At 70.9% G+C, this 20,235-nt stretch carries 18 protein-coding genes and 1 riboswitch; of the genes, 8 read left to right on the top strand and 10 right to left on the bottom strand.

Annotated features, from left to right (window positions below):
- The first annotated feature begins 1 nt into the window (after position 1).
- Positions 2-107, top strand: a riboswitch (TPP riboswitch).
- Positions 108-190: 83 nt separating this feature from the next.
- From ACFFBG_RS13680 to ACFFBG_RS13670, 3 genes are read left to right on the top strand one after another with little or no spacing between them, the layout of a single operon-like run.
- A complete protein-coding gene (locus ACFFBG_RS13680; protein ID WP_375479572.1) occupies positions 191-811 on the top strand; it encodes an ECF transporter S component in 621 nt (206 codons plus the stop codon).
- The gene (locus tag ACFFBG_RS13675) at positions 808-2,274 is read left to right on the top strand and encodes an ABC transporter ATP-binding protein (protein ID WP_375479571.1); all 1,467 of its coding nucleotides are present in this window, start codon (positions 808-810) and stop codon (positions 2,272-2,274) included. The genes ACFFBG_RS13680 and ACFFBG_RS13675 overlap by 4 nt, the downstream gene beginning before the upstream one ends.
- A 5-nt stretch (positions 2,275-2,279) precedes the next feature.
- Positions 2,280-2,993, top strand: a complete 714-nt coding sequence (locus tag ACFFBG_RS13670; protein WP_375479716.1) for an energy-coupling factor transporter transmembrane component T family protein — start codon at positions 2,280-2,282, stop codon at positions 2,991-2,993.
- Between the two features lie 76 nt (positions 2,994-3,069).
- Here the strand turns inward: ACFFBG_RS13670 and ACFFBG_RS13665 are convergent, their stop codons facing one another.
- The 3 genes from ACFFBG_RS13665 to ACFFBG_RS13655 form a co-directional block, all read right to left on the bottom strand.
- Positions 3,070-4,257, bottom strand: coding sequence for an alpha/beta fold hydrolase (locus ACFFBG_RS13665; RefSeq protein ID WP_375479569.1), 1,188 nt, complete (start codon positions 4,255-4,257; stop codon positions 3,070-3,072).
- A gap of 86 nt (positions 4,258-4,343) precedes the next feature.
- The gene (locus tag ACFFBG_RS13660) at positions 4,344-5,114 is read right to left on the bottom strand and encodes a DUF2127 domain-containing protein (protein ID WP_375479567.1); all 771 of its coding nucleotides are present in this window, start codon (positions 5,112-5,114) and stop codon (positions 4,344-4,346) included.
- Positions 5,115-5,136: 22 nt separating this feature from the next.
- Positions 5,137-6,324 (bottom strand): acyl-CoA dehydrogenase family protein, encoded by a 1,188-nt coding sequence (locus ACFFBG_RS13655; protein ID WP_375479565.1) that lies wholly within the window; start codon positions 6,322-6,324, stop codon positions 5,137-5,139.
- A 93-nt stretch (positions 6,325-6,417) separates the two neighbouring features.
- Here ACFFBG_RS13655 and ACFFBG_RS13650 point away from each other — a divergent pair, with 93 nt between their 5' ends.
- Positions 6,418-6,945 carry a MarR family winged helix-turn-helix transcriptional regulator gene (locus tag ACFFBG_RS13650; protein ID WP_375479563.1) on the top strand — a complete coding sequence of 176 codons (528 nt, stop codon included), beginning with the start codon at positions 6,418-6,420 and terminating at the stop codon, positions 6,943-6,945.
- Between the two features lie 45 nt (positions 6,946-6,990).
- Positions 6,991-7,632 (top strand): DUF421 domain-containing protein, encoded by a 642-nt coding sequence (locus ACFFBG_RS13645; protein ID WP_375479561.1) that lies wholly within the window; start codon positions 6,991-6,993, stop codon positions 7,630-7,632.
- On the opposite strand, the gene ACFFBG_RS13640 is transcribed toward ACFFBG_RS13645, so the two are convergent.
- Complete coding sequence (locus tag ACFFBG_RS13640) at positions 7,617-7,823, bottom strand: hypothetical protein (RefSeq protein ID WP_375479559.1); 207 nt, start codon at positions 7,821-7,823, stop codon at positions 7,617-7,619. The genes ACFFBG_RS13645 and ACFFBG_RS13640 overlap by 16 nt on opposite strands.
- Before the next feature lie 67 nt (positions 7,824-7,890).
- On the opposite strand from ACFFBG_RS13640, the gene ACFFBG_RS13635 reads away from it, so the two are divergent.
- Both ACFFBG_RS13635 and ACFFBG_RS13630 read left to right on the top strand, forming a co-directional pair.
- Positions 7,891-8,031, top strand: coding sequence for a hypothetical protein (locus tag ACFFBG_RS13635; protein WP_375479557.1), 141 nt, complete (start codon positions 7,891-7,893; stop codon positions 8,029-8,031).
- Positions 8,032-8,294: 263 nt separating this feature from the next.
- The gene (locus tag ACFFBG_RS13630; RefSeq protein ID WP_375479714.1) at positions 8,295-9,221 is read left to right on the top strand and encodes a tetratricopeptide repeat protein; all 927 of its coding nucleotides are present in this window, start codon (positions 8,295-8,297) and stop codon (positions 9,219-9,221) included.
- 4 nt (positions 9,222-9,225) lie between these two features.
- Here the strand turns inward: ACFFBG_RS13630 and glgB are convergent, their stop codons facing one another.
- From glgB to ACFFBG_RS13610, 4 genes are all read right to left on the bottom strand, one after another.
- Complete coding sequence (glgB, locus tag ACFFBG_RS13625; RefSeq protein WP_375479555.1) at positions 9,226-11,439, bottom strand: 1,4-alpha-glucan branching protein GlgB; 2,214 nt, start codon at positions 11,437-11,439, stop codon at positions 9,226-9,228.
- A complete protein-coding gene (locus ACFFBG_RS13620) occupies positions 11,436-12,887 on the bottom strand; it encodes a hypothetical protein (protein WP_375479553.1) in 1,452 nt (483 codons plus the stop codon). The genes glgB and ACFFBG_RS13620 overlap by 4 nt, the downstream gene beginning before the upstream one ends.
- Positions 12,884-14,632, bottom strand: coding sequence for a maltose alpha-D-glucosyltransferase (gene treS, locus ACFFBG_RS13615; protein WP_375479712.1), 1,749 nt, complete (start codon positions 14,630-14,632; stop codon positions 12,884-12,886). The genes ACFFBG_RS13620 and treS overlap by 4 nt, the downstream gene beginning before the upstream one ends.
- Positions 14,633-14,748: 116 nt before the next feature.
- Entirely contained in the window at positions 14,749-16,749 is a 2,001-nt protein-coding gene (locus ACFFBG_RS13610; RefSeq protein WP_375479551.1) for an alpha-1,4-glucan--maltose-1-phosphate maltosyltransferase, read from the bottom strand.
- Positions 16,750-16,826: 77 nt separating this feature from the next.
- Here ACFFBG_RS13610 and glgP point away from each other — a divergent pair, with 77 nt between their 5' ends.
- Complete coding sequence (glgP, locus tag ACFFBG_RS13605) at positions 16,827-19,379, top strand: alpha-glucan family phosphorylase (protein WP_375479549.1); 2,553 nt, start codon at positions 16,827-16,829, stop codon at positions 19,377-19,379.
- Positions 19,380-19,450: 71 nt separating this feature from the next.
- On the opposite strand, the gene ACFFBG_RS13600 is transcribed toward glgP, so the two are convergent.
- Both ACFFBG_RS13600 and ACFFBG_RS13595 read right to left on the bottom strand, forming a co-directional pair.
- Positions 19,451-19,618: a hypothetical protein gene (locus tag ACFFBG_RS13600; RefSeq protein ID WP_375479547.1), complete on the bottom strand. Its 168-nt coding sequence runs from the start codon at positions 19,616-19,618 to the stop codon at positions 19,451-19,453.
- Positions 19,615-20,109, bottom strand: coding sequence for a helix-turn-helix domain-containing protein (locus ACFFBG_RS13595; protein ID WP_375479710.1), 495 nt, complete (start codon positions 20,107-20,109; stop codon positions 19,615-19,617). The genes ACFFBG_RS13600 and ACFFBG_RS13595 overlap by 4 nt, the downstream gene beginning before the upstream one ends.
- Positions 20,110-20,235 lie beyond the last annotated feature (126 nt).

Below are 20,235 nucleotides of genomic sequence, written 5' to 3'. Positions count from 1 at the left end.
CTGAATACGACAGGGGAGCGCACCTCGCGCTGAGAGTGCGGCCACGGCCGCAGACCCTCGAACCTGATCTGGGTCATGCCAGCGCAGGGAGTCGGTTGCTCGCATCGGCATCCGCACGTCGTCCCACATGGGCGACGCCGAGACGCCGGTGGCCCCGTTCGTCACCCGTCGAACGGAAAGCAGGATCATCATGGCAAGCTCTGCCGCCACCACCGGATTCACCGGTCGGCCTACCGGCGACGCCCGCTGGCGCACCGTCGACATCGTCGTCGCGGCCGCCGTCGCCGTCGTGTTCGGGGTCGTCTTCTGGGCCTGGGACAACCTCTGGAACACGCTCGCCGGCGTCGCCGTGCCGGCCAAGGCGATGTTCTACGGCGTGTGGGTGATGGCCGGGGTTCTCGGCGCGCTGATCGTCCGCAAGCCCGGCGCGGCGCTGTTCACCGAGTTCCTCGCCGGGCTGTTCTCCGCGCTGGTCGCGGTGACCTGGAGCGGCGCGTCGATCATCGTCTACGGCCTGCTGGAGGGCCTGGCCGCCGAGCTGGTGTTCGCGTTGGCCCGGTACCGCCGCTGGACGCTGCCCGTCGCGTTGCTGAGCGGCCTTGCGGCCGGCGCGATGGCGGCCGTGCTCGACCTGTGGGTCTACCGGTATTACCCCGGCTTCTCCGGCGGCTGGCAGGTCGGCTATCTGGCGATCGTGGCGCTGAGCGGATTGGTGATCGCCGGCGGACTGTCCTGGCTGCTGGTCCGCGCGCTCGCCGTCACCGGGGTGCTCGCGCCGTTCGCGTCCGGGCGCGGCCAGCGGCTGGTGTGAGCGCCCGCGGGCCCGGAGTCCGTGAGCGCGGGGTCGCGGTCCGCGCCCGGGGGTGGGGCTGGCGGCACGCCGGCCGGCGCGCCTGGGCGGTGCGCGACCTCGACCTGGACGTGGGCGCGGGGGAGCGGCTGCTGCTGCTCGGCGCGTCCGGGTCTGGCAAATCGACCGTGCTCTCGGGTATGGCCGGTCTGCTCGGCGCGGACAGCGGCGAGCGCGCCGGGTCGCTGACGCTGGACGGCGTGGCGGCTCATGAGGCGCGGGGGCGGGCCGGCCTGCTGCTGCAGGACCCGGACACCCAGCTGGTGATGAACCGGGTAGGCGACGACGTCGCGTTCGGGCCGGAGAACCACGCTGTCGCGCCCGATCGCATCTGGCGCCTCGTCGACGAGGCGCTCGAGCTCGTGGGCTTTCCCTACGGCCGGAGCCGGTTGACCGGCGCGCTGTCCGGTGGCGAGAAGCAACGCTTGGCGCTGGCGGGGGTGCTCGCCGTTCAGCCGGGGTTGCTGCTCTTGGACGAGCCGACGGCGAATCTCGACCCGGATTCCGCTGTCGCGCTCGTCGCCGCCGTCTCGCACGCGGTGGCGGCGGCCGGCGCGACGCTGGTCGTCGTCGAGCACCGGGTCGAGCTGTGGGCCGAGCAGGTCGACCGGGTCGTCGTGCTCGGCGTCGACGGCGCGCTGCTGGCCGACGGCAAGCCAGCCGACGTGTTCGCGAGCCGCGCGGCCGAGCTCACCGCGGCCGGGGTGTGGGTCCCGGGCAAGGTCGCGGCCCGTCGAGCCGCGCGACACGAGCCGGGCGAGGTCGTTGTCGTCGCCGACGGCGCCGGGTATCGCCATCGCGGCGCGACCGAGCCGGCGCTCGCTCCGACCGACCTCGCGCTGCGGGCCGGCGAGCTCACCGCGGTGCAGGGGCCGAGCGGGTCGGGCAAGTCCACCCTGGCGACGCTGGTGGCGGGGCTGGCCCGCCCGTCGACGGGCGTGGTGCGGGCCCCCGGAGGCGAGCGGCCGCTGCACCGCTGGCCGGCGCGCGCGCTGGCCAAACACGTCGGGACGGTGTTCCAGAACCCGGAGCACCAGTTCGTGCGCGGCACCGTGCGAGCCGAATTGGAGGTCGCGCCGCGGCGGCTCCGCTGGCCGACGGCGCGCACGGTCGCCCGCGTGGATGAGCTGCTCGAGCGGCTGCGGCTGAGCCGGCTGGCGGCGGCAAACCCGTTCACCCTGTCGGGCGGGCAGAAACGGCGGCTGTCGGTGGCGACCGCGCTCGTCACCGCGCCGGCGCTGCTCGTGCTGGACGAGCCGACGTTTGGCCAGGACGCGCTGACCTGGACAGAACTCGCCGGCATGCTCGCCGACGCCCGCGACGCCGGCGCGGCGTTGTTCGTCGTGAGCCACGATCGCGAGTTCGCCGCGGCGCTCGCCGATCGGCGGCTGACCATGCGCGCTGGGGTGGTGAGCCGTTCGTGACGGCGATGCTCACGTCCGGCGTGATGGACATCCGGGGCACGCGCCTCAACCCAGTGACCAAGATCGTCGCGCTCGCCGTGCTCTCGCTGCCGGTGCTGATCACCGGCGACCCGGTTGTCGCGCTGGTGCTGCTTGCCGGCCAGCTGCTCGCGTTGCCCGCGCTCGGGCTGTGGCCGGGGGTGCTGGTGCGCTACGGGTGGCCGTTCCTGGTCGCGTTGGCCGGGATCTGGGCGGCGAACTACCTCGCGTCCGGCGACATCGCAGTGGTGTTGCCGATCACCGCGCGCGTGGCGGCGCTGGCGTTGCCCGGCATCGTGCTCGTGCTGACCACCGAGCCGGTCGACCTGGCCGACGCGCTTGTTCAGGTGTGGCGGGCGCCCGCGCGATTCGCCTACGGCGCCCTGGCGGCGTTCCGGCTGATGCCGCTGCTCGGGGCCGACTGGGTGTCGCTGCGGCGGGCGCGGCGGGCGCGCGGGCTAGCGGCCGGCGCGAACCCGTTGCGCGCGGTCGGCGTGGGCTTCGGGCTGCTCTTCGCCCTGATGGTGACGGCGATCCGCCGCGCGGTGCGGTTGGCCGCGGCAATGGACGCGCGCGGCTTCGGCGCCGGGTCAGGCCGCACCTTCGCCCGGCCGTCGCGGCTGCGGAAGGTGGATTGGGCGACGATGGCCGCTGCCGTCCTGCTCGCGGTCGCTGCGGTTGTCGTGGGCGCGCTGGCCTGAGCTGTCCGTCAGTGGTCACTTACCGGATGGGTGGTCGGTTCTGCGCGACCACTGACGCCGCAAGTGACCACTGACGTCACACCGTTAGCGCGGTGATGAAGTCGCGGGTCAACTGGGCGGTCTTCTCGCGGTACTCGAACTGCGGCACGTGGCCGCAGTCCGCGAGCACGATCGACTCGGCCGTCGGCAGCGCCTCCTCGACAAAGCGCGCGAAGCCGGCGGGCACGAGCCGGTCGACGTCGCCCCACACGAACAGCGACGGCGGCTTCAACGCGGGCAGCCGGTCCCAGAAGCCGCTTTCGCCAAACGGCTCGTCCAGGTAGATGTGCCGCAGGGCGGAGAAGATGGCCAACCGGTTCGGGCGCATCGAGAACACCCGGATGAACTCGTCCATCGCCGCGTCCAGCCAAGCCTCCGGCAGCCGGTCCGGATGCGCGAAGAGGTTGCGCAGACCGCCCATCGCCATACGTCGAGGTATGGGGAAGGGGAGAGCGGCGATCTCATCGGGCACCAGCCGCACGAACGGCACGAGCTGCCGCAGCTTGCGGAAGGCGACGGCGGGGCACAACAGCACAAGCCCGCGCACCTCGTACGGCGAGTTGAGCGCCGCCTCCAGCGAGGTGCGTCCGCCGAGGCTGTTGCCGACGAGCACCGCAGGCTGGTCGCACGTCTCGCGCAGGAACGCGATCAGCCAGTCGCCCAGGAACCGCGCCGCGTGCTGGGCGCTCGTCGCCTGCGTGCCGCCGTGCCCGGGCAAATCGGGCGCGAGGACGTGGAAGTCCTTCGACAGCGCGGGGATCAACGGCAGCATCGACGCGTTCGTGGCGCTGAGCCCGTGCACGAGCACCACCGGCGGGGCGTCCACCGGCCCGGACTCGAGATAGAAGGTGTCGATCCCGCCCGCGCGCACGAGCCGGGTGGTGGTGCGGGTGACGTCGGCGGCGTCGCCAGGGAACAGGCCGTCGAGTTGCAGCGCCAGCGCCAGGTTGCCGCGCACCGTCAGGTCGCCGTCCAGGAACGCCTGGACGCCGGAGCGCTCGCCCAAGAACACGTGGCGCAACACGGGCAGCGACGCCCGGACCGTGGTCGTCGGATGCGGCGGGCCGCCGCCGGTCGCGCTAGCCCGGCCCTGCTCGATCCGCACCGTCCAGTTCGCCATGCCGCCCGCCGTGAACAGCAGCGTCGCGTCCACGTCGGACAGCAGCGGCGAGTAGGTGCCGCGCAGTCGATCCCGCAGCAGCGGCAGTAGATCGTTGTCCGGCACGAGCCCAGTTTCCCCGATGATCGTCAAAGCCGACGGGCCAAGTACTTACCGATGAGTAACGTCACCTCGCGGCATCGTGTCGCCGGTCAGTTGGCGGGTTGCTCGGCCGGCGCCGCCGACGCCTGCACCTCGAGCAGCGACTCCTCGTGCAGCGTCTCCTCGTAGGCGCGATGACCGCCGCGCAGGCCGAACAGCCGTTTCGACAGCAGCAGGTAGAGCACCGCGGCCACGTTGATCACCAACACGGCGATCTTCAGCCAGCTGGCCTTCTCGCTGAGTTCATAGACCTCGAGCGGGATGAACAGCGTCGTGCCGACGACCGCCACGTACTCGCCCCAGCGCTTGAGCGACCACAGGCCGATTCCTTCGAGCACCTGCAGCAGTCCGTAGGCCAGCACGGCGATGCCGACGAGGTTGAGCGTCGACGGTTTGGCGTGCAGCACGTTCTGGACCGAGTGGATCGTCGAGGAGTCCGACACGTTGAAGTGGATCTGGCGGAAGAACGGCCCGAGCGCGCGCAGGTCGCGGGCGAACAGCTCCTGCAGGCTCACCTGGGCGCTCTTGAGCCGGAACACGGCGATCGCCAGCAGGATCAGGATCACTCCGCGCGTCCACCGCTCGAGCGCCAGCAGTCGCAGGATGAACGCGCTGCGCAGGGCCCGGCCGCGCAACAGCACCGGGGCGTCGTCGGCCGCGCCGTTGCCGGCCGGCTCGCCGAGCACGTAGTCGCCGCAGCGCAGGCACCGCCACCCGTCGCCGAGCGGGGTGTCGGCGTGCAATCGGTCGCGGTAATCGGCTTCTGACGGCGCATACGTGACGTGGCCCTTGCGGGCGCAGGTGCGCAGGTTCCAGTCCACGGCGGGTGTGCCCGGCTGCCGGTCAGCGAAACGCGTCGAGGCCGGTCAGCCGCGAGCCGAGCACAAGCGTGTGCACCTCGTGGGTGCCCTCATAGGTGTAGACGGTCTCCAGGTTGACCGCGTGCCGCAGCACCGGGTATTCGGTGGTGATGCCGCTGCCGCCAAGGATGGAGCGCGCTTCACGGCAGATCGCGAGCGCCGCGTGGACGTTGCTGAACTTGCCGAAGCTGATGTGGTGCGGTTCGGCGCGGCCGGCGTCCTTCAGCTCGCCGATGCGGCGCGCGGTCAGCTGGGTGTGCTGCAGCGACACGGCCAGGTCGGCGAGCTTCTTCTGCGTCAGCTGGAATCCGGCGATCGGCTTGCCGAATTGCGTGCGCGTGCCTGCGTAGTCGAGCGCCGCCGCAAGCGCGTCGCGCGCCGCGCCGGTGACGCCCCACACGATGCCGAACCGCGCCTCGGTCAGGCAGCCGAGCGGCCCCTTGAGACCACGCACCTCGGGCAGCATCGACGACGCCGGCACCCGGACGTCGTCGAGGGCAAGCTCGCTGGTCACCGACGCGCGCAGCGAGATCTTGTGATGGACGTCCTGGCTGGTGAACCCAGGCATGCCGTTCTCGACGAGGAACCCGCGCACGCCGTCGTCTTCGGTTCGCGCCCACACGACGGCGACGTCGGCCAGCGACCCATTGGTGATCCACATCTTCGAGCCGTTCAGCACCCAGTCCGCGTCTGGTCCGGCGCCGGCCCGGCGCGCCCGGGTGCGCATTGACCCGGGGTCGGACCCGGAGTCTGCCTCGGTGAGGCCGAAGCAGCCGATCAGCTCGCCCTTGGCCATGCCGGGCAGCCAGCGCTGCTTCTGCTCCTCGCTGCCGTAGGCGTGGATGGCGTACATCGCGAGCGAGCCCTGCACGCTGACGAGCGAGCGCAAACCCGAGTCGACGGCCTCGACTTCGGCGCAGACCAGGCCGTACTGCGAGGCTTTCGCGCCCTGACAGCCGTAACCCTCGAGGTGCATGCCCAGCACCCCGAGGTCGCCGAACTCGCGGGCGAGGTCGCGTGCGGGCAGCGTGCCGCTCTCGAACCATTCGCGGATGTGCGGACGCAGCCGGTCGTCGGCGAACTTGCGCACAGTGTCGCGCAGCAGCCGGTCGTCGCCGTCGAGGTCGTCGTCCAGATCCAGCAGGTCGAGGCGGTCGAGAGCGTCAGTCATGCCACGGCACGCTACGCCGTCGTCGTCCTGCGGGAGACCGCCGAACGGCGCGGTCGACGCCGGCGGCGGCTGGCGTTGACTAGCCTTTCGGCTATGCCGCCGCCGCTCGGGTTCGATCCGATCGACCGCGCCGCGCAACTGTGGGCCGAGCGCTGGCCGGACGAGGAACCCGACGTGTACGCGTCGATGCGGGCGGTCACCTCGATCATGCGGGCGCACCAGATCCTGATCGCGCAGCTGGACGCCATGCTGCGCCCGCACGGCATCACGTTCAGCCGGTACGAGGCGCTTGTCCTGCTGGTCCACTCCCGCGCCGGCGCGCTGCCGCTGTCGAAGATCGGCGAGCGGCTGCAGGTGCATGCGACGTCGGTGACGAACGTGATCGACCGGCTCGAGGCGGCCGGGCTGGTGCGCCGCGAGCCGAACCCGCGCGACGGTCGGGGCACGCTCGCGGTGATCACCGCCGAGGGCCGGGCCGTCGCCGAGAAGGCCACCGCCGACTTGAACGCCGCTCGATTCGGGATGTCCGCCTTGTCGGCGCAGGAGCTGCGCGGGCTGTTCGAGACGCTGCGCGCGGTGCGCGTGGCCGCCGCCGACTTCGCCGCCGACTCTCAAGCCTGAGATCGGCGGCCGCCTTCCGACCTCGTGCTGATTGCCGGGTCCGGTATGGCCCGGCCGACGGCACAAGAGCTGATCGTCAACGTAGAGGAGCACGCGATGTGGCACGACATGTTCGTGATCCAGGGGCCGGTGGCGGAAAAGGTGCTGCGCACCGTCCTCGTCTACGCGCTCGTCGCGGTGCTGGTCCGCGCCACCGGCAAGCGCGGCCTTACCGGGCTCAACAACCTCGACGTCGTCGTGATGATCTTGCTGTCCAACGTGGTGCAGAACGCGATCATCGGCGACGACGTCAGCGTCACCGGGGGAGCGATCGGCGCCGGGACGCTCGTCGCCGTCAACGCGCTGCTCAACCGCGCGTCGCTCGCCAGCCCGTTGTTCGCGAAGATCTTCGACGGCGTCGAGACCCGGGTCATCGACCACGGCGCGATCGTCGACCGGGCGATGCGCCGGGTGGGCCTGCGGCCGGCGACCCTCGACCACGCGGTGCGCCAGCAGAACGGCGATGACGTCGGCCAGGTGGAGACGGGCGTGTTGGAGCCAGGCGGGCAACTAGTGCTCACCCTCAAGTCGAGCGAGCAGGGCGCGACCAAGGCCGACGTCGAGCGGCTGGCCGCGCAGCTGGCCCGGATCGAGGCGGCGCTCGACGGTGGGTCGACGACTCAGCAGACCCGTCAGCAGACCACGTAGTGGCCGGCCTGTCGGACGAGGTTCAGCGGAACCGTTTCGTGCGAGCCAATGCGCAGCGTCACGCGCCAACGGTCGCCCGCCCGTTGGACTTTCGCGACGGTGACGGCCGACTGGTCGCCCGTGATCTGGATGAAGGTGTTGGCGCTGTCGCAGCTCAAGGCGGCCGTTCGGGCGGAGTCGCCGCGCAGCACCGCTCGGAGCCACTCAATGGCGACGCCGCCAGGTGAGTTCGTCGCCGCGGCGCCGGACGGTGACGGTGTGGCAGACGCTCGGACCGCGCTGTTGTCGGTGTCGAGGAACTGCACGCTGACGATCACGACCACGATGATCGCCACGACGATGCCGAGCGCCCACAGCGCGACGACCTTCGTCCGCCGCTCGGCGGCCGGCGAGCGGTAGGACAGTTCCTCGGACTCGTCGCCGTCGTCGCCCTCGAAGCCGCCAAGTACTGCGCCGATTCTGCCTGGTCGAGTCGATCAACGCGCTCGCACCAGGTCGGCGGCCCTGCGCGGGCGTCATGAGCACGGTCAGCTGGCCGCGGGTCTGGGGACGGCCGTCGCGGCGGGCGCTGCCGGCGGCGTGGAAAACTGGAGCCCATGCGTCCCGGTGCTCCACGTCAGGCCCAGCGTCAACCGCCAGTGAACCCGGCCACCGCGGTGGCGATGGCCGGCGCCGTCGACCTCGCGGCCGTCAAGGCCCGCTCCGAGGCCGCGCAGCGGGCGGCCGAGGCGCCTGCCCCCGCCGCCGGCAACTACGTGGTCGACGTGACGGAGGCGAGCTTCCAGGCCGAGGTGCTCGACCGGTCCTTCCAGGTGCCGGTGTTGCTCGACCTGTGGGCCGACTGGTGCCAGCCCTGCAAGCAGCTGTCGCCGGTGCTCGAAAAGCTGGCCACCGCGGCCGCGGGCGCGTGGATCCTCGCGAAGGTCGATGTGGACGCCAACCCGCGGATCTCGCAGGCCCTGCAGGTGCAGAGCATCCCGTCGGTGTTCGCGGTGATCGGCGGCCAGGTGGTGCCGGGCTTCCAGGGCGCGTTGCCGGAGGCGCAGGTACGCGAATTCGTCGACGCGGTGCTGCAGGCGGCCGCCCAGGCGGGGCTGACGGGCCCCGCGCCGGCCGACGGCCACCAGGTTGAGACGGGCGGCGAGGCGTCCACGACGGCCGAGCCGGTCCAGCCGCCGGAGGACCCGCGCTTCGTCGCGGCGGAAGAGGCGCTCGATGCCGGCGACTACCCCCTTGCCCAGCAGCGCTACGAGACGATCTTGGCCAGCGAGCCGGCAAACGAGGACGCGAAACTGGCGCTCGGCCAGGTCCGGCTGCTGCAGCGGCTGGAGAGTATCGACCGCGGCGCGGCCGCGCGGGCCGACAACGCACCCGACGATGTCGACGCCCAGTTGGCCGCCGCCGACCTGTCGATCGCGGCCAACGATGTGGCCGGCGCGTTGGACCGGCTGGTCACGACGGTCGCCCGGGCGTCCGGGGACGACCGCGACCGGGTGCGGCAGCGGCTCCTCGACTTCTTCGAGCTGCTCGGCCCGGACGACCCGCGGGTGCCCGCAGCCCGCCGCGCGCTGGCCCGCGCCCTCTTCTGAGCAATCAGGCGAGGGTCGTCGCGCTCCCGCCGCCGAGCCCCAAGGGCCCGCCGGCGTAGCGCAGCCACAGCGCGCCGAGCGGCGGCACCCGAAGCCGGGCGGACGCCGGTTGGCCGTGCCACATCTCGTCGACAGCTTCGACGCCGCCGAAATTGCCGACGCCGGAGCCGAAGTACGTCTCGGCGTCGGTGTTGATGATCTCCTCCCAGCGACCGGCGAACGGCAGCCCGAGCCGGTAGCCCTCGTGCGGGACGGCGGAGAAGTTCGCGACGCACGCCAGCACCGACCCGTCGTCGCCGAAGCGCAGAAACGAGTACACGTTGCCGGACGCGTCGTTCGCGTCGATCCAGTGGAAGCCGTCCTCGGTGGTGTCGCGCGACCACAGCGCGGAAGTGTCGCCGTAGACGGTGTTCAGATCGCGGATCAGCCGCGCCACGCCTCGGTGCCCCGGGTCGTCGAGCAGCCACCAGTCCAGCGAGCGGGATTCCGCCCATTCGCCGCCCTGCGCGAACTCCTGGCCCATGAACAGCAGCTGCTTGCCCGGGTGCGCCCACATGTAGGCGTACATCGAGCGCAGCGTCGCGAACTGCTGCCACCGGTCGCCCGGGATCTTGTTCAGCAGCGAGGCCTTGCCGTGCACGACCTCGTCGTGCGACAGCGGCATGACGAAGTTCTCGGTGTAGGCGTACATCATCGAGAACGTCAGCTCGTTGTGGTGGTACTGCCGGTAGACCGGCGGGTGCGAGATGTAGCTCAGGGTGTCGTGCATCCACCCCATGTCCCACTTGAAGCCGAAGCCGAGCCCGCCGAGGTGCGTCGAGCGGGTGACGCCCGGCCACGACGTCGACTCCTCGGCGATCGTGACGACGCCGGGGACGCGCTTGTAGACGGTCGCGTTCATCTCCTGCAAGAACGCGACGGCCTCGAGGTTCTCCCGCCCGCCGTGGATGTTCGGCGTCCAGCCGCCCTCGGGCCGGGAGTAGTCGAGGTACAGCATCGACGCGACGGCGTCCACCCGCAGCCCGTCGACGTGGAATTCCTCGAGCCAGAAGACCGCGTTCGCGACGAGGAAGTTGCGCACCTCGCTGCGGCCGAAGTCGAAGACGTAGGTGCCCCAGTCCAGCTGCTCGCCGCGCCGCGGGTCGCCGTGCTCGTAGAGCGGCGTGCCGTCGAAGCGGCCGAGCGCGAACTCGTCCTTGGGGAAGTGCGCCGGGACCCAGTCGACGATCACCCCGATGCCTGCCTGGTGCAGCCTGTCCACGAGGTAGCGGAATTCGTCCGGGCTGCCGAAGCGCGCCGACGGCGCGTAATACGACGACACCTGGTAGCCCCACGAGCCGCCGAACGGGTGCTCGGCCACCGGCAGGAACTCGACGTGGGTGAACTTCGTCTCCTGCAGGTAGCCGACGAGCTCGTCGGCGAGCTCGCGATAGGACAGCCCCATCCGCCACGACCCGAGGTGCACCTCGTAGATCGACATCGGCGCCTTGTGCCACTGCGTCTGCGCTCGGCGGGCGAGCCAGTCGGCGTCGGCCCACTCGTGCCGAGGCGTCGTCACGACCGAGGCTGTCGCCGGCGGCGCCTCGCAGGCGAAGGCCATCGGGTCGGCCTTGTGCCGCCAAACGCCGTCGGCGCCGAGGATCTGGAACTTGTACTTGCAGCCGTCGCCGACCTCGGGGACGAAGATTTCCCACACGCCGCTCGAGCCGAGCGAGCGCATCGGCAGCGAGCGGCCCGACCAGTAGTCGAAGTCGCCTTCGACCCGCACGCCCTGCGCGCTCGGCGCCCACACCGCGAACGAGGTGCCGCTGACCGTGCCGCCGGGCGTGTCGTAGGCGCGCACGTGCGCGCCCAGCACCTCCCAGAGGTTCTCGTGCCGGCCCTCGCCGATCAGGTGCAGGTCGACCTCGCCGAGCGTCGGCAGCCACCGGTACGGGTCGTCGACGGTCGACACGTGTCCGCCGTAGCTGACCTCGAGGCGGTAGTCGCCAGGCGCGCCCGGAACTTCGATTTCGAAGACGCCGCCGTCGTGAATGCGCCGCATCTCCTGGCGCGCGCCGCCGGACAGCACCGTGACCGACGACGCCTCCGGACGCAGGGTGCGGACGATCGTCGTCTTCTCGCCGGTCGGGTGCGCGCCGAGCACGCCGTGCGGGTTGTGGTGCGACCCGGAGACCAGCCGATCCAGCTCGTCGCGGGCGACCGAAGCTGTCGTCATGACGTTCCTCCGTCAGTGGCATGGGCAAGTCGGGTCAGGGACGCGAGGGGGATGGCGAGCCACGCCGGCCGGTTGCGTGCCTCGTAGACGGCCTCGTAGACGGCCTTGTCCGCCTCGAACGCGCGCAGCAGCACGTCGTGCTCGCGCGGGTCGGCCCCGGCGGCGGCGCTGTAGCCGGACAGGAACGCGTCGCGGTTGCGGGCCGACCACTCGTTCGCCCGGTACGCGAGCTGGGTGTCGAAGCCGACGTCGATCACCCGGTGATGCCCGGCGTACTCGAAGGAGCGGAGCATGCCCGCGATGTCGCGCAGCGGCGAGTCGAACTCCCGCCGAGCCTCGATCTCGGCCATCGGCTCGCCTTCGAAGTCGATCAGCACCCATCGGGAGACGGTGCGCAGCACCTGGCCGAGGTGGAGGTCGCCGTGGATGCGCTGCACGGTGGCCGACCCGCTGAGCGATCCGACCGCGTGGTAGATGTCGTTGAGCCCCTCGGCGACGCCCTCGAGCTGCGGGACGATCTCCAGCGCCCGGCGCAGCCGATCGCGCATGCCGTCGGCTCGCTCGCGCAGCTCGTCGGCCGCGGCGTCGCGGCTGCCGAACGCGAGCGCGAGGTCGGCGTGCGTCTCGGCGACGGCGGCGCCAAGGCGCTCGGCCTCGCCGGCGAAGTCGCCGCCGGCCTCTTCGGCGTGCAGGTCGGCCTCGGCCATCAGGTCGCGGACGCTGTTCGTCGCCAGCACCCAGCCGTCGGTGGCCGTGCGCAGGAACTCCTGCACCATTGCCAGCGAAGTCTGCACGCCGTCGACGTCGGCCTCGACCGCGCCGAGCAGCCGGGCCACGTGCTTGGCGCCCAGGCGGGACAGCGCGCCCTGCACCTCGATGTCCGGATTGACGCCGGGCTGCAGCCGCCGGAAGACCTTCATGATCGCGACGTCGCCGAAGACCATCGAGGTGTTCGACTGCTCGCCGGTGAGGACCAGGCTCGGCTCGTGCACCGGGATGTCGTCTGGCGATTCGGCGTACCGGAGGAATCGCAGCGGCTCGGCCGGCGCCGCCGGCGCACTCGGCCCGTCCAGCTCAGCCTCCGGGCTTTGCAGCCCGGCGAGCCAGAGCGGGGTGATCCCCTTGTCGTGCAGCGCGTCGTACACCCACCGCGTGCTGCCGCTATCGCCGCCGCCGTCGTTGCTGTCAGCCTCGACGGTGCCGAGCTGCACGTGCTCGAGGCTGGCCTGCGGGTGGTCGAGGAACACCAGCGGCAACTGGTAGGTCTCGACGTCGCCGTCGGCGTAGCGGACCCGGGCGAGCCAGACGGACACCAGCGGCGATTCCTGCAGGTCGGCGAGCAGGTCCACCTCGAGCCGGGCGTCGCGGCCCTTGCCGGCGAACCAGCGCTGGGTCGGCAGCCAGCCCTCGACAAGCGGTCGTAGAGCGTCGGCGTCGACGGTGCTCACTGGCTCTCCGCCGTGTTGCCGCCGCTATGGTCGGCCGCCGGCTCGCCGCTCTGGTAGGGGACGCGCGGGATGCGCAGCCAGTAGAAGCCGTGCCCGGCCAAGGTGAGCAGGTAAGGCAGCTCGCCGATCCCGGGGAACTGATTGCCGCCCAACAACTCGATCGGGTGCGCGCCCATCCACGGGCGCAGATCCAGCTCGACGGCCTGCGGGAAGCGGGAGAGGTTGTTCACGCACAGCACGATGTCGTCGCCGAAGGAGCGGACGAAGCTCAGCACCGAGGGGTTGCTGCCGCCGATGTCGGTGAACGTGCCGACGCCGAACGCCGGATTGGCCTTGCGCACGCGGATCATCCGCCGCGTCCAGTGCAGCAGCGAGGACGTGTTGCGCGTCTGCGACTCGACGTTGGTGACCTGGTAGCCGTAGATCGAGTCCAGGTTCACCGGCAGGTACAGCCGGCCGGGGTCGGCGGTGGAGAATCCGGCGTTGCGATCCGGCGTCCACTGCATCGGCGTGCGCACGCCGTCGCGGTCGCCGAGCCAGATGTTGTCGCCCATGCCGATCTCGTCGCCGTAGTACAGGACCGGCGAGCCGGGCAGCGACAGCAGCAACGCGGTGAACAGCTCGATCTGGTTGATGTCGTTCTCGAGCAGCGGCGCGAGCCGGCGGCGAATGCCGATGTTCGCCTTCATCCGCGGGTCGGCGGCGTACTCCGCCCACATGTAGTCGCGCTCCTCGTCGCTGACCATCTCGAGCGTCAGCTCGTCGTGGTTGCGCAGGAAGATCCCCCATTGGCAGCTGGACGGGATCTGCGGCGTCTGCTCCATGATCTCCGAGATCGGGTAGCGCGACTCGCGCCGAACCGCCATGAAGATCCGCGGCATCACCGGGAAGTGAAAAGCCATCTGGCACTCGTCGCCGCCGACGGACGGGTCGCCGAAGTACTCCACGACGTCGGCCGGCCACTGGTTCGCCTCGCAGAGCAGCACGCGGTCGGGGTAGTCGCGGTCGACCTCCTTGCGCACCCGCTTCAGGAACTCGTGCGTCTCCGGCAGGTTCTCCCCGTTGGTGCCGTCCCGTACGTAGAGGTACGGGACGGCGTCGAGCCGAAAGCCGTCGATGCCGAGGTCCAGCCAGAACCGCAACGCCTCGATGATCGCCTGCTGCACGCCCGGCGAGTCGAAGTTTAGGTCGGGCTGGTGGCTGAAGAAGCGGTGCCAGAAGTACTGCTTGCGGATGGGGTCGAAGGTCCAGTTGCTCGGCTCGGTGTCGACGAAGATGATCCGCGCCTCGGGGTAGCGGCGGTCGTCGTCGTTCCACACGTAGAAGTCGCCGTATGGGCCGTCCGGGTCCGACCGGCTCGCCTGGAACCACGGGTGCTGGTCGGAGGTGTGGTTCATGACGAAGTCGACGATCACCCGGATGCCACGCTCGTGGGCGGCGTCGAGGAACGCCTTGAAGTCCTCGATCGTGCCGAACTCCGGCAGCACGCCGGTGAAGTCGCTGACGTCGTAGCCGCCGTCGCGCAGCGGCGAGGAGTAGAACGGCGGCAGCCAGAGGCAGTCGACGCCGAGCCACTTCAGGTAGTCGAGCCTGTCGCGCAAGCCGTTTAGGTCTCCGGTGCCGTCGCCGTTGGAGTCGGCGAAGCCGCGGACGAGCACCTCGTAGAACACCGCGCGCTTGAACCATTCGGGATCACGGTGGACCTCCGGCTCACCGGCTGCGGCAGGGCCGGGGTGATTGGTGATCGGGTCGACGTCGGTCGTCACGGCGGGGGTCGTCACCGAACCTTCCTACCTTGTGCGGGCGGGCGGACGAAGCGCGGCCACGAATCGGCGCGCGCGCTGAGCGGACGCGACGGGGGCTACCTGGGCCCGGGCAGCACCGAGAACACGTGCGCGCTGCGGAAGTACGGGTCGAGGCGCACGTAGTTGTGCTCGGACCACGCGTACTGCTCGCCGCTCAGCTCGTCGAGCACCGTGTAGCCGGTGTCCCAGTCGAGGCCGAGCGCCTCGAGGTTCACGTGCACGGTCGCCTCGCGCCACTCGTGCGGGTTGGTCGTGCAGACGACGAGGACGGTGTCTCCGCTGGCGTCGTCGCGTTTGCTGAAGGCGAGGATGTCGGGGTTGTCGACCTGGTGGAAGGTCACGTTGCGCAGCTGCTGCAGCGCCGGATGCGCGCGGCGCAGCTGGTTGAGCTTGCCCAGGAACGGCGCCAGCGAGCGGCCGTCGGCCAGCGCGCCGGCGAGGTCGCGCGGGCGCAGCTGGTACTTCTCCGAGTCGAGGTACTCCTCGCTGCCGGACCGGGCGGCCAGGTGCTCGTACAGCTCGTAGCCGGAATACACCCCCCAGCTCGGCGACAGCGTCGCCGCCAGCACCGCGCGGATCGCGAACGCCGCCGGGCCGCCGGTCTGCAGGTACCCGTGCAGGATGTCCGGGGTGTTGACGAAGAAGTTCGGCCGCATGTGCGGTTCGGACTCGGCGAGCTCCTCGACGTACTCCTCTAACTCGAGCTTCTCGGTGCGCCAGGTGAAGTAGGTGTAGCTCTGGTGGAAGCCGACCTTCCCGAGCTCGTGCATCATCGGCGGCCGGGTGAAGGCCTCGGCGAGGAACAACACGTCCGGGTCGGTCTTGCGCACCTCGGCGATCAGCCACTGCCAGAAGTTGATCGGCTTGGTGTGCGGGTTGTCGACGCGGAAGATCCGCACGCCGGCCGACATCCAGTGCCGCACCACCCGCAGGCACTCGGCGTACAAGCCGTTCGGGTCGTTGTCGAAGTTCAGCGGGTAGATGTCCTGGTACTTCTTCGGCGGGTTCTCCGCGTACGCGATCGTCCCGTCGGGCTTGGTGGTGAACCACTCGGGGTGCGCGGCGACCCACGGGTGGTCGGGCGCGCACTGCAGCGCGAAGTCGAGCGCCACCTCCATGCCGAGCTCGCCGGCGCGCTTCGTGAACGCCTTGAAGTCCGCGAGCGTGCCGAGTTCGGGGTGGATCGCGTCGTGCCCGCCGTCCTTCGACCCAATCGCCCATGGCGAGCCGACGTCCCACGTGGCGGCCGCCAGCGTGTTGTTCGGGCCCTTGCGGTTCACCTCGCCGATCGGATGGATGGGCGGCAGGTAGACGACGTCGAAGCCGAGCGCGGCGACGTAGTCGAGATGCTCGGTCGCGTCCTTGAGGGTGCCGTGCCGGGCCGGCTTCGCCGGGGCGAGCGGGTCGCCGGCCAGCTCCGCGCCGATCGAGCGCGGGAAGAACTCGTACCACGAGCCGAACAGCGCGCGCGGCCGGTCGATCCACAGCGGGTAGCGCGGCGAGGACGTCACCATCTCGCGCACGGGGTGGGTGTTCGCGAGACCCCGCAGATTGGCGTCGAGCGCTGGGGCGACGCGATGCACGACGTCGAGCGAGGTGTCCCGCAGTGCCCGCGCGGCGGCGGCGGCCCGCGGCCGCTCAGCGCGCGGGAAGGTCTTGGCGAGCTGGTCGAAGATCCGCGCGCCGGTCTCGAAGTCGTTGGCGAGGTCGGCCGCGCCCTGGCCCGCCTCGATCTTCACCGTGACCGAGTGGTGCCAGGTGGCGAAGGGGTCGCTCCACGCCTCGACCGCGAAGCTCCACTGCCCGGGGGCGTCGAGTGTCACGTCGGCGCGCCACCGGTCGGTGCCCTTGTCGACGAGTTCCATCCGGACGACTTGCGCCCTCTTGCCGGCGGCGTCGCGGACCACGACGGTCGCGGCGACGGCGTCGTGGCCCTCGCGGAAGACGGTTGCGCAGATCGGCAGCGGCTCGCCCACGACGGCTCGCGCCGGGAACTCGCCGAGACTGGTGGAGCCGACGACGGGGGTGATGTCGGTGAGTCCGAAGCGTCCAACCACGCCTGGGACATACCCAGGTGGGCGTCTTGCCTCGCACCGGCGCCGTAAGCCCTTACGTCGCTGCTAGCGTCGTGGCGATGAAGGCCCTCCGACGACTGACCGTCCGCGCCGCTTTCCCCCCGGAGCTCCGCCCCCTCGGCAAGATCGTCGCCAACCTGCGCTGGTCCTGGCACGCCGACTCCCTCGACCTGCTGCAGGCGGTAGACCCCGAGCTGTGGCAGTCCTGCGGGCACGACCCCGGCCGGATGCTCGGCGAGATCACCGCCGAGCGGTTCGCCACCCTCGCGCAGGACCGCCGGTTCCTGCGGCGGCTGAACGACGTCGCGGACGACCTGGCCGAGTACCTCAGCGCCCCGCGCTGGTACCAGCGGCAGGACGACCCGACGCTGCCGGCGTCCATCGCCTACTTCTCCCCGGAGTTCGGCATCACCGAGGTGTTGCCGCAATACTCGGGCGGCCTCGGCATCCTCGCCGGCGACCACTTGAAGGCGGCGAGCGACCTCGGCGTGCCGATCATCGGGGTCGGCCTGCTCTATGGCGCCGGGTACTTCCGGCAGTCGCTCTCGCGCGACGGCTGGCAGCTCGAGCACTACCCGTCCCTCGACCCGCAGGGGCTGCCGATCATCGCGCTGTCCGACGCCGACGGCGCCCCGGCGCGGGTCGCGATCGCGCTGCCGGAGTCGCGCACGCTGCACGCCGCGATCTGGGTCGCGCAGGTCGGCCGGGTGCCGCTGCTGCTGCTGGACAGCGACATCGAGGAGAACGACGCCGACGCCCGTCAGGTCACCGACCGGCTCTACGGCGGCGGCAAGGAGCACCGGCTCGAGCAGGAGCTGCTGCTCGGCGTCGGCGGCGTGCGGGCGATCCGCGCCTACTGCGCGGCCACCGGCACGCCCGCGCCCGCGGTGTTCCACACCAACGAGGGGCACGCCGGCTTCCTCGGCGTCGAGCGCATCCGCGAACTCGTCGACAGCGACGGGCTGAGCTTTGACGAGGCGTTGCGCGCGGTCCGCGCCGGCACTGTGTTCACCACGCACACGCCCGTCCCGGCCGGCATCGACCGCTTCGAGCGCGACCTCGTGGCCGCACACCTGACCGGCATCGCCGGCCCTTCCGCGCTGTCCGCCGAGCGCATCCTCGCCCTCGGCGCCGAGGAGGACCCGGCGATCTTCAACATGGCGCACATGGGCCTGCGGCTCGGGCAGCGCGCCAACGGCGTGTCGCTGCTGCACGGCGAGGTGAGCCGCGGCATGTTCGCCGGGCTGTGGCCGGGCTTCGACGTCAGCGAGGTGCCGATCAGCTCCGTCACCAACGGCGTGCACGCGCCCACCTGGATGTCGCGGGAGATGACCGAGATCGCCGAGCGCGAGGTCGGCGCCGCGGCGCTGGAGAGCGGCGGCGGCTGGGACGCCATCGACAAGGTTGACGACGCGGAGCTGTGGAAGGTGCGCAACACGCTGCGCGCGCAGCTCGTCGGCGAGATCCGCCGGCGGGTGCAGGAGTCCTCGCTGGTGCGCGGCATGGCCCCGGCCGAGCTCGGCTGGACGGCCTCCACGTTCGACCCGGCTGTCCTGACGATCGGCTTCGCCCGCCGGGTGCCGTCCTACAAGCGGCTGACGCTGATGCTGCGCGACCCGGAGCGACTGCGCGCCCTGCTGCTCGACCCGCAACGGCCGGTCCAGATCGTCATCGCGGGCAAGAGCCACCCGGCCGACGACGGCGGCAAGCAGCTAATCGCGCAGATGGTGCGCTTCGCCGACGACCCGGCCGTGCGGCACCGGATCACCTTCCTGCCCGACTACGACATCGGGATGGCCCGCTACCTGTACTGGGGCGTCGACGTCTGGCTGAATAACCCGCTGCGCCCGCTGGAGGCGTGCGGCACGTCGGGCATGAAGGCGGCGCTGAACGGCGCCCTCAACCTGTCGATCATGGACGGTTGGTGGGACGAGTGGTTCGACGGCGACAACGGCTGGGCGATCCCGTCGGCTGACGGCGTGAGCGACCCCGACCACCGCGACGACCTCGAGGCCAACGCGCTCTACGAGCTGATCCAGAACAACGTCGCGCCGCGCTTCTACGACCGGCAAAACGGTGTGCCGACGCGCTGGGTGCAGATGGTGCGGCACACGCTGACCTCGCTCGGTCCCAAGGTGCTCGCCTCGCGGATGGTGCGCGAGTACGTGACCCGGCTCTACGCGCCGGCCGCCGCGTCCGCCGCGCAGATGGCCGCCGACGACTACGCCGCCGCGAGATCGCTCGCCTCGTGGAGCCGGCAGGTCGTCGACACCTGGCCGCAGGTGGCCGTGCTGCATGTCGACTCGCAGCTCTCCGGCGCCGGCGACGCGCAGGTCGGCCAGTCGCTCGCGCTGCGCGCCGAAGTCGCGCTGGGCCCGCTGCAGCCCGAGGACGTCGAGGTCGAAGCGGTGTACGGGCCGGTCGACGCCGAAGACCGGCTGACCGACATTTCGACGCTCACCCTGCAACCCGTCGAGGTCGACGGCGTGAGCCGGTGGGAGGGCGAGGTGCCGCTGCGGCGGACCGGGGCGTTCGGCTACACCGTCCGCGTGCTGCCGAAACACCCGCTGCTGGCGAGCCCCGCCGAACTCGGCGTGGTGTCCTCAGCCTGACGGGGTTCACCGAGGCAGCTAGCCGGGTCTGACTCGTGCCACCCGGTTTTGTCGTACCCCGGTTCTAATATCTAGGAATGGGTACGGGTTGCTTTCTCGGCCTCGCCGATCTCGAGCAGCCGGATCCGGACGGCGTCGAAGATCAACCCGTCGCTCAGGTCGCCACGGGACAGGTGGGACTCGATGGCGGTGATCGCGTCGGTGATGTCGGTCAGGCGCCGTTTGTCGCGAGGATTCATAGGGCGACCATCTCGGCTTCGACGTGTTCACGAACGCCGGCCTTGAGGTCGGTTACTGGGACCAGGTCAACGCTGCATCCGATGATCGCCCCAAGTGCGTCGCGGGCGCGTCCGAGCCCGATCAGTCCCATGCCGGGCGGCAGGTCTGCCAGTAGGTCCAGGTCGCTGCCGGGTTGATCTTCACCTCTGGCGACGCTGCCGAACACCCGCAGGCCATGGATGCCGTGCGCGGTCGCGGTGTCGAGCAGTTGTCGTCGGTGTCGTCGCACCCGCCGGCCGATCGGGCCAGTCAATACATCTAGACGGCGCGGAGTTGTTCGCAGCTGCAGGTCGAGCTCGAAACCGGTCGCCGCGATCAGCGCGGCGAGGGTCGGCACCGAGGGTTGGCGCCTACCCGACTCGTAGGCGCTGACGACGCTTTGCGTCACGCCGGCCCTGGCCGCAAGCTGCTGTTGCGTCAGATGCGCGCGCTGCCGCGCCGACCGCAACACGACCGCTCCATCCACGCGCAACAGCATAGCGGATCGTAACTATCGCACGTCCGGAGTCGTCGCGCTGTAATCGGCAGAGTCGACCGGTTCGCGGCAGATGAGGGCGTTTGATCTTGATGGCTGAGC

The organism is uncultured Jatrophihabitans sp. (genome assembly GCF_964251945.1).
Lineage (GTDB): Bacteria > Actinomycetota > Actinomycetes > Mycobacteriales > Jatrophihabitantaceae > Jatrophihabitans.
This window is presented reverse-complemented; position numbering and strand designations above follow the sequence as displayed.